Annotated in this window: 11 protein-coding genes; 2 read left to right on the forward strand and 9 right to left on the reverse strand. The window is 62.7% G+C overall.

The annotated features are described in order from the left end of the window. Nucleotides 1–889: esterase-like activity of phytase family protein (locus tag AB7F49_RS17480; protein WP_428524580.1), on the reverse strand; the 889-nt coding region annotated here is incomplete at its 3' end. Between the two features lie 250 nt (nucleotides 890–1,139). Here AB7F49_RS17480 and AB7F49_RS17485 point away from each other — a divergent pair. Continuing rightward, complete coding sequence (locus AB7F49_RS17485; protein WP_428524582.1) at nucleotides 1,140–1,361, forward strand: hypothetical protein; 222 nt, start codon at nucleotides 1,140–1,142, stop codon at nucleotides 1,359–1,361. 8 nt (nucleotides 1,362–1,369) lie between these two features. On the opposite strand, the gene AB7F49_RS17490 is transcribed toward AB7F49_RS17485, so the two are convergent. Next, nucleotides 1,370–2,047: a DUF938 domain-containing protein gene (locus AB7F49_RS17490; RefSeq protein ID WP_428524584.1), complete on the reverse strand. Its 678-nt coding sequence runs from the start codon at nucleotides 2,045–2,047 to the stop codon at nucleotides 1,370–1,372. Between the two features lie 76 nt (nucleotides 2,048–2,123). On the opposite strand from AB7F49_RS17490, the gene AB7F49_RS17495 reads away from it, so the two are divergent. Beyond that, on the forward strand, nucleotides 2,124–2,576 hold the full coding sequence (locus AB7F49_RS17495) for a CopD family protein (protein ID WP_428524586.1): 453 nt from the start codon (nucleotides 2,124–2,126) through the stop codon (nucleotides 2,574–2,576). 13 nt (nucleotides 2,577–2,589) lie between these two features. Here the strand turns inward: AB7F49_RS17495 and AB7F49_RS17500 are convergent, their stop codons facing one another. The 7 genes from AB7F49_RS17500 to AB7F49_RS17530 all read right to left on the reverse strand — a co-directional run bounded on the left by AB7F49_RS17500 (nucleotide 2,590) and on the right by AB7F49_RS17530 (nucleotide 13,244). Next, on the reverse strand, nucleotides 2,590–3,219 hold the full coding sequence (locus AB7F49_RS17500; RefSeq protein ID WP_428524588.1) for a glutathione S-transferase family protein: 630 nt from the start codon (nucleotides 3,217–3,219) through the stop codon (nucleotides 2,590–2,592). 3 nt (nucleotides 3,220–3,222) lie between these two features. Further along, nucleotides 3,223–3,915, reverse strand: coding sequence for a 4-carboxy-4-hydroxy-2-oxoadipate aldolase/oxaloacetate decarboxylase (locus AB7F49_RS17505; RefSeq protein ID WP_428524590.1), 693 nt, complete (start codon nucleotides 3,913–3,915; stop codon nucleotides 3,223–3,225). A gap of 14 nt (nucleotides 3,916–3,929) precedes the next feature. Continuing rightward, on the reverse strand, nucleotides 3,930–4,652 hold the full coding sequence (locus tag AB7F49_RS17510) for a PIG-L deacetylase family protein (protein WP_428524592.1): 723 nt from the start codon (nucleotides 4,650–4,652) through the stop codon (nucleotides 3,930–3,932). Nucleotides 4,653–4,800: 148 nt separating this feature from the next. Continuing rightward, on the reverse strand, nucleotides 4,801–6,024 hold the full coding sequence (locus AB7F49_RS17515) for a tetratricopeptide repeat protein (protein ID WP_428524594.1): 1,224 nt from the start codon (nucleotides 6,022–6,024) through the stop codon (nucleotides 4,801–4,803). Nucleotides 6,025–6,062: 38 nt separating this feature from the next. Next, nucleotides 6,063–9,485: a tetratricopeptide repeat protein gene (locus AB7F49_RS17520; RefSeq protein ID WP_428524596.1), complete on the reverse strand. Its 3,423-nt coding sequence runs from the start codon at nucleotides 9,483–9,485 to the stop codon at nucleotides 6,063–6,065. 37 nt (nucleotides 9,486–9,522) lie between these two features. Next, entirely contained in the window at nucleotides 9,523–9,783 is a 261-nt protein-coding gene (locus AB7F49_RS17525; RefSeq protein WP_428524598.1) for a tetratricopeptide repeat protein, read from the reverse strand. Between the two features lie 38 nt (nucleotides 9,784–9,821). Then, nucleotides 9,822–13,244 carry a tetratricopeptide repeat protein gene (locus tag AB7F49_RS17530; protein WP_428524600.1) on the reverse strand — a complete coding sequence of 1,141 codons (3,423 nt, stop codon included), beginning with the start codon at nucleotides 13,242–13,244 and terminating at the stop codon, nucleotides 9,822–9,824. Nucleotides 13,245–13,352 lie beyond the last annotated feature (108 nt).

Raw genomic sequence — 13,352 nt, forward strand, 5'->3', positions numbered from 1 at the left:
ATTTCCAGTGCCGGCCGGTCCACTTTTCTCCCGCGACATCGAATTCCAGCAAGCGCAGATATTCCTTGCCGTCCGCGGTCTTCTCCCAGTCCTTCTTCTCCGCATCCCAGACCGGGCCCTCGAGCATCGCGTAAAGGAAGCGGCCGTCCGGCGACGCCGCCATGCCTTCATAGCCCTTGGAACGTCGCACATTGAATGCGGTCGTGCCCGTCGGAATCGCCGGTGTCGTAACCGCGGGATGATCGGGCGAGCGCGCAAGCTTCCCGTCGATCATGGTTTCGAACACCGCTTCGACCTTGCCGTTCCTGTCGGTGCGGATCAGGTAGGGTCCGAATTCCTCGGCGATCCAGAACTTGTCGCCAATCGGCTGGAAGCTTTCCAGATCAAAATCCGACCCGGTGAGATAACGCTTTGCCGTGCCCTCGTTTGCGATCCGGAACGGGATCTTCTTGTCTGGATCGTGCAGGAAGATCGTCGCAAGCCGGTCTGCCGTGCCCTTGTCCCAGTTCAGACGGAATTGCGAGAGAAAGAGCATCGCGTCGGGCGAATTCGCCAGATTGCCGAAGCCGTTGTCGGTCAACACATAAAAGGTGCCGTCCGGCATCCGCTTGATGCCGGAATGGCCCTGCGCCGGCTGCCCGTCAAAGGGCAGCTTCAGGCCGGTCGGACGTCCGCGCGAGCGGCCTTCGACGGTGCCGACCGCATCGACGCGCTTGCCGGTGGTGAACTTTCCGGAGATTTTGAGGTCGTCCGGCGCATCCGCGGGTGCGGGGATGAAGGTCGCCGCCGGTATTACGATGTGACCGGCGAGAAGCGCCGGCTGCTCCTGCGCCGTTGCCGCGCCGGCGAGCACAATTGACAGAACAGTCGAGAGAGTAGCTGCACGCATGTATCGATCTCCATTTTGCGTGCTGCGTACTTTGTCGGTTCACTTGTCGCTTCGGTGAAGCCTGGATGACACTTCGCTGACAATGGCGGCCTGGACAGCGGCGGATTCACGCATGCGTGAGCGGAGTCGCGCTTCTGACACTGTCTCGACACCGCCGCGACGCTTACGATCCGTATACCCCCGCCATGCAACAACGGGCGCGCTGGCCGGTGCTGCCTGGAGCGATGGTCGTTTGAGGAGGGGTGCGGTGATGAATTATCTGAAGGCGGCAGCGGGTGCGCTCGCGATCATGGCATCGTCCGGGATGATTGCCGATTTCGATGTTTCCGTGTGGGATGACGATATTTACGTCACCGTCTGGTCGGCGGACGAGCAGTCGGACACCAAGCTGCGAAAAGATGTCGCGGCGATGCTGCAGGGCGTTGACGAGAGTCGCGTGTTCGTGAACCGCGACGGCGTCATCAGCGTATAGTGACCCGGCTATCGCCCGCGGCGCTCGAACACCAGAATCATGTTGTTTGCGGGCATCGGCTCGATCTCCGCGAGCAGCAGCCCATGCTCGTGCGCCACAGCCTGGATATCGGCGATGTCGCGAACGCCCCATTCCGGGTCCCGTGAGCGCAACGACAGGTCGAACGCTTCATTGCTCGGTGCGGTGTGCTGCCCGTCCTGCTTGAACGGACCGTAGATGAACAATAGCCCGCCCGGATGCAGGCGCTGCGAGGCGCCCCACATCAGCCCGCGCGTGGTGCGCCAGGGCGAGATATGCAGCACATTGGCGCAGAAAATCGCGGTCAGGTCGCTGAGTGTGCCGGAATCGGCATCGCTCAGTCCCCAGTTCAGGGCCCCAAGGTCGAGCCGGCGTGCCGCTTCGACATTCTGCGCCTGCGCATGTTGCCGCCAGGCGTCGATGCTCGCCAGATTGCGCGGGTCGTAGTCGGTCGGCCACCAGAGCAGGTGAGGGGACGCTTTGGCGAATTCGATCACATGCTGGCCCGAGCCGCTGCCGACCTCCAGCACGTTTCCCTGCTTGTCCTTCAGATAGCCCGAGAGTTCCGCCCAGATCGGCGCGCAATTGCGATGGAAGGCCGGCGCGTCGAGACGCAGGTCGCCTGCGGCAATCGGGTCGATCGGATTCTGCGAGGGGCCGCCGGTCATGGACTCAATTTGTAGACATTCCAGTGTGGCCTGATCAAATAGCGGTCTGACGAGAGTTGCAACGGAGGTTCGCGGGATGCTGGTCCTGTTTCTGGCCGCGCATATTCTGGCCGCGCTGTTCTGGGTCGGCGGAATGGCCTTTGCCTATACGATGCTGCGGCCAGCCGCCGGTGCGCTGGAGGGGCCGGCGCGGCTGACACTCTGGCGCGACGTGTTTGCCCGCTTTCTGCCCTGGGTCGGGGTCTCGATCGTGGTCCTGCTGGTCTCAGGCTACGCCATGATGTTCATGGCCTATGGCGGCTTCCGTGCGCCGCTCTCCATCCATGTCATGCAGGGCACCGGCATCCTGATGATGCTGCTCTACCTGCATCTGTATTTTGCGCCATGGCGGCGGCTGCAGAAGTTTGTTCGGGCGGCCGACTGGCCGAATGCCGGCAAGCAGCTCGCCATGATCCGCAAGCTGGTGGCCATCAACCTTGTGCTCGGCGTTATCACCGTGCTGGTGGGATCGACCGGCCGTTTGTGGTGACGGCGAGCTGAAGTCAGGCCGCGGCCATCTGCTGTTGTGACAGCGCCCGTTGCACCGCCGGCCGCGCCTCCATCCGCCTGTGGTGAGCGTGCACCTTCGGGAAACGCGCGATATCGACACCATCACCCTCGAGCCAGCGGGCGATCGTGAACAGGTACGGATCGCAGACGGAATATTCGTTGCCTGTCACCCACGGGCCGGCAAACATCTCGCGCTCGATCAGGTCGAAGCAGTCGCCGACCGATTGCGGCACTTTCCTTTTCATCGCTTCGATCGCAGCCTCGTCGTCGGCCCAGCGCGAGCCGCGCAGCCGGTGCGCATGCGCGACATGCACGGTCGAGCAGAGATAACTGTTGAACGCCTGCACCTGCGCGAACGCAAACACATCCTCGAGCGGGGCGAGCCGCGCGGCCGGATAGCTTTGCGCGATGAAGGCGAGGATCGCGGGCGTCTCGGTGAGGATCCCTCGCTCGGTTGCCAGAGTGGGGACTCGGCCTTTCGGATTGACAGCGAGATAATCCGGCTTTCGCTGTTCGCCATCGGCGAAGTTGAGACGGACGGTCTCGTACCTGGCGCCGGCCTCCTCGAGCGAAATCAGTGACGCCAGGGCGCAGGTGTTCGGCGCGTAATAAAGCGTCAGCATGGCTTATGCGTCTTCCGGATTGTCGACATAGACGAGCCCGGCTTTCTCCAGCGGCCCGCGCATGTTGTACATGTCGAGACCGAGGATGCCGGAGGCGAGCTTCTCGCGCTTCGCGATCTCGTCGGCCTCGCGCTTCTGGCCCTTGGCGGCGACTTCGGTCGCGAGCTTGCGCGGGATCACCACGACCCCGTCGTCATCGGCAACGATCGCGTCGCCCGGGATCACGTTGACGCCGGCGCAGACCACCGGAATGTTGACCGCGCCGAGCGTGGCCTTGACCGTGCCCTTGGCCGAGATTGCCTTCGACCAAACCGGGAAGCCCATCTCCTTCAGCGTTGCGACGTCGCGGCAGCCGGCGTCGATGACCAGCCCCTGGACGCCGCGCGCCTTGGCGGAAGTCGCCAGCAGGTCGCCGAACATGCCGTCGGTGTTGTCGGCGGTGCAGCCGACCACCAGCACATCGCCGGGTTTGCACTGTTCGATCGCGACGTGGATCATCCAGTTGTCGCCCGGCTGCGCCATGATAGTGACGGCGGGGCCGCAGATGGCGGCGCCCGGCCAGATCGGCCGCATATAGGGCTTCATCAGGCCGGAGCGGCCCAGGGCTTCGTGCGAGGTCGATACGCCAAGGCCCGCGAGGGACTTGCAGGCGGCGGCATCGGCGCGCTCGATGTTGCGGACGACGACGGTCTTCATGATGATGCCTCCGTTCAGCCGAGCGTATCGGTGACGACGCGCGGGAACAGGGTCTGATAGGCCTCGCCGTAGGTCATCGAGATGCCGGTGTTGCGCGAGCCCTGAATGCCGCGGTTGAGCGCCACGCGCTCGTAATAGTGCCAGAGATGCTTCTGCGCCGCGAGGATCTGAAAGGCCTTGTACTTGGTCTCCCACACATCGTCGATCTTGAGAATCAGGTCGGGCTTGTAGTCGCATTGCTCCGGCTGATGCGGCTCGAACAGATAAACCGGCGGCGCGGAATACTGGTATTTCGCACCCGGCTTGTGGCCCATCGCCTGCGCGACCACGCGGGTTTCCTGCGCGAAATGGGCGGCGTTGGGATGGTCGAAATTGTACGGGTCCTTCAGGGCGTGGGTCAGCACGAAAGCCGGGCTGGTTTCGCGGTAGATGTCGACCATCCGGTCGAAATGCTCTTCGGTCAGCTTCAGCGGATAGTCGCCGCAATCGAAGAATTCGATCTCCGCGCCAAGCAATGCGGCGGCGCGCTCGGCCTCGTCCTTGCGGCCGGCTTTCACGCTATCCAGCGTCGCGCCCGCTTCCTTCCAGGCGAACTGGCTTTCGCCGCGCTCGCCGAAGCTCATGCAGACGATCTTCATGCGATAGCCCAGTTTGGCGTGGTGGGCGATCGCGCCGCCGGCGCGCCACACGAAATCGCCAGGGTGGGCAGTGACGACGAGTCCGGTTTTCTGGGCCATGGGCATGTCTCTCAGGCTTCCAATGCGCCGGGGATTTGCAACATCCCCGCACCAGATACAAGACCGCAGACGAAACAGAGATAAGTCGGTGTCGGGTATTCGGCAGCGAAGCCGCGGCAAGAGAACCGAGGTCGGGTGTCGGCCTCGTCTATCGGGAGGAGTTTCCCTTCTCGCGAATCGCCTGCGCGCGCTTGGCGAGCGCGTCGGCGTCGGCCTTGCGGCCAAGCGTGCGGTAGAGCTCTGCAAGATTGTGGATGGTGTTGACGAGCTGGGGGTTGTCCGGACCGAACGCCTTTTCGCGCAGCGCCAGTGCGCGTTTCGCCAGGGGCTCGGCGTCGGTGGGGCGGCCCATCTCCTGGTACAGCACCGCAAGATTGTTGAGCGCGGTCGCGACCCCGGGGTGATCCGGCCCCAGTGCCTTTTCGTACATCGCTACCACACGCCGGAAATGCGGCTCGGCATCGGCGTGACGGCCCTGGTCGCGACAGAAGCCAGCCATCGCGTTGAGCGTCTGCGCGACCGCGGGGTGATCCGCTCCGTAAACCTTTTCACGAATGGCAAGCGCGCGGTTGAACAGCGGCTCGACCTGCTCGATGCGATTCTGCACCCAATAGGTCATCGCAAGCTCGTGCAGCACGTTGGCGACGTTGGGGTGGTCGGCGCCGCCGTTCTTTTCGTCGATTGCCAGGGCGCGCTGGAACAGCGGTTCGGCTTCCACCGACCGCCCCATGCCCCGATAGAGCGCACCGAGCGATACCAGCGACGCCGATACCTGCGGATGATCCGGTCCGAAGGTCTTTTCCGCGATTGTCAGCGCGCGACGGTAGAGCGGTTCCGCATCGCGCGGACGGCCCGCATCCTGATAGAGTACCGCCATGCCGGTCACGATCGCAGCGACCGCGGGGTGGTCCGGCCCGTAGGCCTTTTCGTTGATCGACAGCGCGCGCCGGTACAAGAGCTCGGCTTCGTCCCTGCGGCCGCTGGAGCGATAGAGCGCGGCGAGATTCTCGGCCGATACCGCGACCTGGGGATGGTCGGGCCCGAGCGACTTCTGGCGGATATTCAACGCGCGCAGATAGAAGCGCTCGGCCTCCGTCGGACGACCGAGCTGCTGATTCAGCACCGCAAGATAGTTGAGCGCGGAGGCAACATCCGCGTGATCCGGCCCGCGCTGCCGCTCAAGGATCACGAGCGCCTGCTCGGCGAGCGGCAAGGCCTCTGCCGTTTTTCCCGCATTATAGAGTTCGAGCGCGCGCCCAAGCAGCGCCGTGGCCTCGCCCGGTACCTGACCGGCGGCGGGCGCAACAGCGAGCGCTGCGGCGAAGCAAAGGCTCGCTGCCAGGTTCCTCCAAAGCGAGAATGTGCGGGTCATCTTCGGACACGCGTATCGCGAATTTCAGTGCAACACAATTACCGAGCGGCGCCCTCGCCAACTACAACGAAGGGCGCCCAGAAGGCGGGATGCGCGTTGAGGGGATCGGATGGGTCGTTCAGGTAATCAAGCATCGCAAGCCGCAAAGCCTCCGAGCGCCCGCGCTTGGGATCGGCTGCAATCTTGTCGAAGGTCGCGGTGGTTAGCCGGGTGGCGGCCGCCGAATCGACCGCCCAGTGCGACACCAGCAGCGCTCGTGCACCGGCATAGAAAAAGGCGCGGGCGAGCCCGGACAACGCTTCCGCGCCCGGCTTGTCGCCGGCAATGGTATTGCAGGCCGACAGCACGACCCAGTCGGCATTGAGTCTCAGTTGCGCGATTTCACTTGCGGTGAGGAGGCCATCGTCGAGATCGGTCGGCTGTTTCGGCATCGTCAGCGCCAGCGAGGGTTCGGCAAGGCCCTTGATATCGCCAGCCACCAGGCCGTGGGTCGCGAAATAGACGATGCGGTAATCGTCCAGCGGCTTCGACTTGACGCGGCTCTCGGTTGCGTCGCGCCCCAGATGGATGTCGTTTGCCGACACGCGAAGCTTCTTTGCCACGGCCTTCAACTCATCGGCGGTGTCGGGCAATTGCGAGAGCGATTCCGCGATCGATCGACGGTCGATGGCGGCACCCTGCCAGAAATCCGTGAAGGACCGTGTTGTGGTCTTGCGGGACGCAACTTTCTGGCCGCGTGTCCCGGTCCCGGGCGCGTTCGGATCGAATACCGGATCGCCGAAGCCTGTCATCGGCTTGGCGCTTTGCACGGCGCGAGCCTGCGCGCGCAGCGCCTTCAGGCTGGCCACTGACGGCAAGACCGTGATCGCGTGACGCTTTGCGAGCCACGCGACGTCCCGGTAGCCATCCGGCATCGTCGACGGTGACGCCTTCTCGGTAACGAGCGCCGGGAACGGCAACGCTGTCAACGCGCCGAATGGTACCAGGAGCAGACTCCGTTTGTCCCGCAGCAGCGCCTCGACCGGCCCGAAAAGGGTATCGTGAAGCTCGTAGCCAAGTGCGAGGTCGACCAGACCATCCGCGTGCCCGGTGGTGACCGCGTGATGAGCCTTGTCGACATCGAGCGCGCTGCGAAACGCAGTGATTTTCCGGGCGAGTTCTTGAGGCCCGAGGGGAATGGTCTTCCAATCGAAGCGATCGCGAGTCAAGGCGAAGACGAAGGTGGTCTTGTGGTCGCCTCCCGCCCAGAAGATCAGCGCTTCATCCGGCCCCAGCAAGGTGCTCGCCTCATCGATCTTGATCGGCTTCGGTCGTGCAAGTGCGACAAAGTCCGGAAACTGCCTTTCGATCCGGGCCGCCGCCGCGGCGATCCGGGCATCGAATTCGTCGACCTGCCGCCGCAATGCCTCGATCGCAACGCGGTCCTGCCGCGCCTCGGGCCTCGAAAGCGAGGCTATCAGCCGCTTGTCGGCAGTTTCGCGCGCGGCAACCTGATCCTGCATTTCGCGAATGATGACTGCAAGCGGACCTGCTCCCGTGGAGAAGCGTGCCGTCGTCTGCTGCAGGGCTGACGCTGCGGCGGACTGGCCGATCAATTGCGCGATTTCGAACCCTTCGCGTCCAAGGCTGTCGGCCGATCCAGGCTCAACGCGCGCCGCGGCAGCAAGATATCGAACGTGATCGCGGAAATAGCGCGCCAGCTTTTCGGTGTCGACGGATGCCGAAGGCCGTCCGGAAAGCTCCGAGTTGCCGTGCGTAACGACCACTGAACTGGCGCGCCTTGCATGATCCAGTGAATTCCGGTGCTGGCCCATCGCGTCATAAAGCATCGCCATCGTCGTCAGGCTGTTTGCGACGTCGGGATGATTGGGACCAAGAACCGCCTGCCGGATTGTCAGCGCCCGCTGATAGGCGGCCGCGGCTTCTCCATATCGTCGCTGCCGCTGATAGAGGAGGCCCAGATTGTTGAAAATGCCTGCGACGTCCGAATGACGTTGCCCATATGCCCGTTCCATGATCGGAAGACTACGCAGGTAAAGCTTCTCTGCTTCGGCCGATTTGCCACCTGCCATATAGACCGAAGCCAGATTGGCTCGCGCGGTGACCGCGTCGGGATGGCCCTCACCCAACCCCGCCTCGCGAATCCTCACGGCCCGCGACAGCGCGCCTTCGGCCTCCGACGTCTTGCCGAGACGCATGTAGGTCTGGCCGAGGAAGTTGAGAGTATCGGCCACTTCGCGATGATCCGCACCAAGTGCCTTCTCCTGCGTCGCCAGTGACCGAAGAAGCAGGCCCTCCGCATCGGCATAACGTGTCTGGCGGATGTAGACAAAGGCCAGGTTGGAAAGCGTTTGCGCGACTTCACGATGACCGCTGCCGAGCAACTTTTCCTTGGTCGCAAGAGCACGCCGGTAAAGTGTTTCGGCCTCGGCATACTGACTTCGTCGAGACTTCACGTTGGCGAGTCCGAACAGGGATGTCGCAACGTCGAGGTGTTCGGAACCCAGCGTCTTTTCGCGGATCGCCAGCGCGCGCTGCTGTAGCGTGTCCGCCTCGGCAAGTCGGTCGATCGTCGCATAGAATTCGGCAAGGTTGCTCAAGCCCCGGGCAAGCTCAGGATGCTCGGGGCCATATTGCTGTTCCATGATCGACAGCAATCGCTTGTACGCCCCCTCGGCCTCGGGATATTTGCCCTGCCTGATAAAGACGAGAGCGAGGTTGTTGAGCGGGGCGGCCAGGGAGCGATGCGTCGCGCCGTGCGCTTTCTCGGCGATCGCAAGGCTGCGCTGCAGAACCGCCGCGGCGCCGGCATAGTCGCCCTTCAATTCGTGTATCGAGCCGAGATGCGCGAGCGCTGCGGAGAGCTGCGGATGCTCGTGGCCCAGAGCCTGCTCCTGGGTGGCAATGCCCTGCCGGAGAATTGCTTCTGCTTCATCGAGCTTGCCGAGCGCGCGGAGTGCCTGGGCCAGATTGATCAGCGAGGCGGCGGTGTCGCGATGCGACGCGCCGAAGGCAGCCTGACGAATGGAAAGCGCGCGCCGATACGACTTCTCGGCATCAGCGTATTTCGCCTGTTGGGCCTGAACGATGGCAAGATTGTTGAGGGTCCCGGCGAGATCGGGATGATTGCTGCCTCGGGTTTTCTCCTGAATCGCCGCAGCGCGCAGGTAAAGTGGCTCCGCTTCGGCGAATTTTCCGGTGTTCAGAAAAATGTTGGCCATGTTGAACAGCGCGATTGCGTAGTTCGCGTGCTCGGTGCCGAATTGCGCCCTGACCGCCTTCTCGAACTCCTGCGCGGCGATGAGCGCGGCTGGAAAATTGCGTGCCGCACCGAGTTCGTTGAGACGCTTCAAGAGCGCGTTGAGATCGGCTTGCGCCATCGCCGGCGCCGCGCCCGCGAGTGCCAGAAGCGTCCATAGCGCCGCACTGAAGGACCGGACGCGCGAATTCGGCTGGGTCATCGACCGGTCCTTGGTTCGTTGGAATCGTGCATCACTTCTAGCCGCGGTCGTCCGCATCGGGCCCAAGCGCCTTCTGGCGGATGCTCAACGCGCGCCGATAGAAACGCGCGGCTTCCTTCGGACGCCCGACCTGCTGATTCAGCACCGCAAGATAGTTGAGCGCGGAGGCTACATCCGTATGATCCGGCCCGCGCTGCCGTTCGCGCGGGACCTGACCGGCAGCAGGGCCAACGGCGAGCGCCGCGGCGAAGCAAAGGCTCGCTGCAAGCTTCATCCGAAGCGAGAATGTGCGGGTCATCTTCGGACACGCGTATCGCGAATTTCAGTGCAACACAATTACCGGGCCGCGCCCTCTCCGACCACCACGAACGGCGCCCAGAAGGCGGGATGCGCGTTGAGGGGATCGGATGGGTCGTTCAGGTAATCAAGCATCGCAAGCCGCAAAGCCTCCGAGCGCCCGAGTTTCGGGTCCGCCTTGATCTTGTCGAAGGTCGCGGTGGTGAGCCGGGTGGCGGCCGCCGAATCGACCGCCCAGTGCGACACCAGCAGCGCTCGTGCACCGGCATAGAAAAAGGCGCGGGCGAGCCCGGACAACGCTTCCGCGCCCGGCTTGTCGCCGGCAATGGTATTGCAGGCCGACAGCACGACCCAGTCGGCATTGAGTCTCAGTTGCGCGATTTCACTTGCGGTGAGGAGGCCATCGTCGAGATCGGTCGGCTGTTTCGGCATCGTCAGCGCCAGCGAGGGTTCGGCGAGGCCCTTGATATCGCCGGCGACCAGGCCATGCGTGGCGAAATAGACGATGCGGAAATCGTCCAGCGGCTTCGACTTGACCCGGCTCTCCGTGGCGTCCCGTCCAAGATGGATATCGCTTGCCGGCACCCCGAGCTTTCGTGCGACTGCCGTCAGTTCGTCGGCCGTATCGGGAAGTTGCGGCAATGCCTTTATGATCAGCGTTCGATCGATCGCTGCGCCCTTCCAGTAATCCGTGAAATTGCGTGTCACGACCTTGCGCGCGGCGACCTTTTGCCCGCGGGTCGATGCAGCCGGACTATTGGGATCGAACAGCGGATCGCCGAATCCGGTCATGGGCTTGCCGCTCCGGTTCGCGCGCGTCTGCGCCCGCAGGGCCTTGAGGCTCGCAACCGAAGGCAGCACGGTGATCGCCTGCCGCTTCGCGAGCCACGCCACGTTTCTGTACTCGGACGGCGGTGTTGCGGGCGCAACTTTTTCGGTGACCAGCGCGGGGAAGGGCAAAGCGGTCAACGGGCCGAAGGGGACCAGCAAAAGGCTGCGCTTGTCCTTCAGGAGCGGTTCGATCGGACCGAACAGGGAGATGTAGAGCTCGTGCGCGAGCGCAAGATCGACCAGACCGGCGGTCTTCCCGGAGAGCACGGCTTCATCCGCTTTCTCTACATCGAGCGCGCTTCGAAACGCGGAGATCCTGCGCGCGAATTCATCGGAAGCGATCGGGATCGCCTGCCAGGCAAAGCGTTCCCGTGTCACGGCGAACACGTAGACGAGCGGACCGCTATCGCCGACCCAGAAAACCAGCGCCTCGTCCGCTCCGAGGACGGCTCGCGCCTCATCGACCTTTACCGGCTTTGGACGTGCGAGGGCTACGAAGTCCGGGAATTGCTTTTCGATCTGGGCGGTCGCGGTCGCAATCCTGGTATCGAACTCGCCTACCTGGCGCCGTTGTGTTTCGGTCGCCCCGCGATCCTGCTGTCCTTCGGGCCGCGAGAGCATCGCCACCAATCGCTTGTCGGCATTCTCGCGAGATGTGATCTGATCCTGGAGGTCCCGGATCATCGTCGCGAGCGTCCCGCTGCCTGCGGAAAATCTCGCCGCTGTCTTCTGCAGCGCGGCCGCTGCGGAAGACTGGCCGATCAATTGCGCGATTTCGAAGCCTTCGCGGCCGAGCCGGTCGTTTGACGCTGGTTCATTGAGCGACACGAGCGTCAGAAACCGGACATGCTGTCGAAAGGTGCTGGCCAAACTGCCGGCATCGCCAACCACCGAAGGTCGTCCGGCAAGCTCTGCATCGCTGTGCGCGATACGGACCGCACTCGCGCGCCGGGCATGATCGAGTGCCCTGTCGGGCTTCTTCATATCGTAATAGAGCAACGAGATAGCGGTATGACTGTGAGCGATGTCGGGATGGTTAGGACTTAAGGCGCTCTCTTCGATGCTAAGCGCCCGCTTGTATGCAGCTTCGGCGTCGTTGTGGCGGCGCTGAAGCCGATAGACGTAGCCCAGATTGTGAAACAACGACGCAACGTGTGTATGCTGGCTGCCATATGCACGTTCCATGAGCGGAAGCGAACTCAGATACAGCTTTTCTGACTGCGTCAGCTTGTCCTGCGCCATGAAAACCGACGCGAGAAGCGAGCGGACCGTGACTGAGTCGGGGTGGCTCTCACCGAGCGCAGCTTCGCGAATCTTGAGCGATCTCAGAAGTACGGTTTCAGCTTCCATGTTCTTGCCTTGACGAAAGTATACGGTGCCCAAGGAAGCAAGACTGTAGGCAATTTCGGGATGATCGACGCCAAGCGCCTTCTCCTGTATTGGCAGCGTGCGAAGTAGCAGCGCTTCAGCATCGACAAACCTTGCCTGAGCGATATAGAGCGACGTCAGGTTCGAGAGTGTGCGCGCGACGTCGCGATGATGGCTGCCTAGCAGTTTTTCCTGGATCGCTACGGCACGCCTGTAGAGGCCTTCGGCCTCTCGATACCGGCTTTGCCACGCTTTCACATTGGCGAGGCCGGCGAGCGAGTTCGCGACATCAACGTGATCGCGTCCGAAAACCTTTTCGCGAATTGTCAGTGATCGCTGGTGAAGCGCTTCCGCTTCTCCGAGCCGGCCGACGCCTTCGTAGAATGACGCCGCATTTTGCAAGGCCTGCGCAAGTCTCGCATCCTCAGGACCATAGTGCTGTTCCATGAGGGGGAATAGTCGCCGATAAGTTGTCTCCGTTTCGGGATACTTCCCCTGCCGGAAATAGGCGAGCGCCAGATTAGTCAGCGGCGTTAACACCAAGCGGTGCGTCGGCCCGTGGGCCTTTTCGACAAGAGAGAGGCTGCGCAGCAGAATCGCTTCAGCATCGTTGTAGCGGCCCTGTAACTCATAGATTGCCGAAAGGTTAGCAAGTCCCTGAGATAGCTGCGGATGCTCGTGCCCAAGTATAGCTTCCTGGGCGGCAAGGCCCTGGTTCAGAACGGTCTCAGCCTCCGTGAGCTTGCCAAGAGTTCGGAGCATCGTCGAGAGGTTGTTCAACGCTGCATTTGTTTCCGGATGTACCGCGCCGAGTGCTGTCTGTCGGATCAAAAAGGCACGCCGTTGCGATTTTTCCGCGTCGGCGTATTTGGCTTGCTGAAGCTGGGCGATTGCCAGGTTGGTGAGCGTGTCCGCCACGTAAAGATGATTTTCACCGAGTGTTTTCTCGCGAATGATCAAGGCGCGCTGGTAAAGCAACTCGGCGTCGGCAAACTTACCGGTGCTCCAATAGATATCGCCCTTGTTAATCAATGCGATCGCGTAGTTCGCATGATCGGTGCCGAAGCGCGCCTTGACGGCAGTCTCGAGTTCCTCGGCTACGCCGAGCGCCGCCGGAAAATCGCGCGCGTTGCGCAACTCGGTCAACCGTTTCAGCATCGCGTTCAGATCGCTCTGCGCCGATGCGGGAGAGGCGATTGTCAGAATGGCGGCTATCAATACGGCCAGCCAGCCTGCGGCTGCGCGCGCATTCGGGTCCGTCATGAAAATGTTTCCCTTTCAAAATCCGGCAGGCTCAAACAGGGCATCAAGACGTTTCATCTTATCGAGCGGCCGCTTCGTCGCTCATCACGAGCGCGGGATGAGCGTGTT

It is taken from the genome of Pseudorhodoplanes sp. (assembly GCF_050250235.1).
Lineage (GTDB): Bacteria > Pseudomonadota > Alphaproteobacteria > Rhizobiales > Xanthobacteraceae > Pseudorhodoplanes.

Excerpts from the sequence above, each read along its gene's own strand:
- AB7F49_RS17485 (WP_428524582.1), top strand. The coding sequence starts at position 1,140 with ATGAATTATCTGAAGGCGGCAGCGGGTGCGCTCGCGATCATGGCATCG.
- AB7F49_RS17490 (WP_428524584.1), bottom strand. The coding sequence starts at position 2,047 with ATGACCGGCGGCCCCTCGCAGAATCCGATCGACCCGATTGCCGCAGGC.
- AB7F49_RS17495 (WP_428524586.1), top strand. The coding sequence starts at position 2,124 with ATGCTGGTCCTGTTTCTGGCCGCGCATATTCTGGCCGCGCTGTTCTGG.
- AB7F49_RS17500 (WP_428524588.1), bottom strand. The coding sequence starts at position 3,219 with ATGCTGACGCTTTATTACGCGCCGAACACCTGCGCCCTGGCGTCACTG.
- AB7F49_RS17505 (WP_428524590.1), bottom strand. The coding sequence starts at position 3,915 with ATGAAGACCGTCGTCGTCCGCAACATCGAGCGCGCCGATGCCGCCGCC.
- AB7F49_RS17510 (WP_428524592.1), bottom strand. The coding sequence starts at position 4,652 with ATGGCCCAGAAAACCGGACTCGTCGTCACTGCCCACCCTGGCGATTTC.
- AB7F49_RS17515 (WP_428524594.1), bottom strand. The coding sequence starts at position 6,024 with ATGACCCGCACATTCTCGCTTTGGAGGAACCTGGCAGCGAGCCTTTGC.
- AB7F49_RS17520 (WP_428524596.1), bottom strand. The coding sequence starts at position 9,485 with ATGACCCAGCCGAATTCGCGCGTCCGGTCCTTCAGTGCGGCGCTATGG.
- AB7F49_RS17525 (WP_428524598.1), bottom strand. The coding sequence starts at position 9,783 with ATGACCCGCACATTCTCGCTTCGGATGAAGCTTGCAGCGAGCCTTTGC.
- AB7F49_RS17530 (WP_428524600.1), bottom strand. The coding sequence starts at position 13,244 with ATGACGGACCCGAATGCGCGCGCAGCCGCAGGCTGGCTGGCCGTATTG.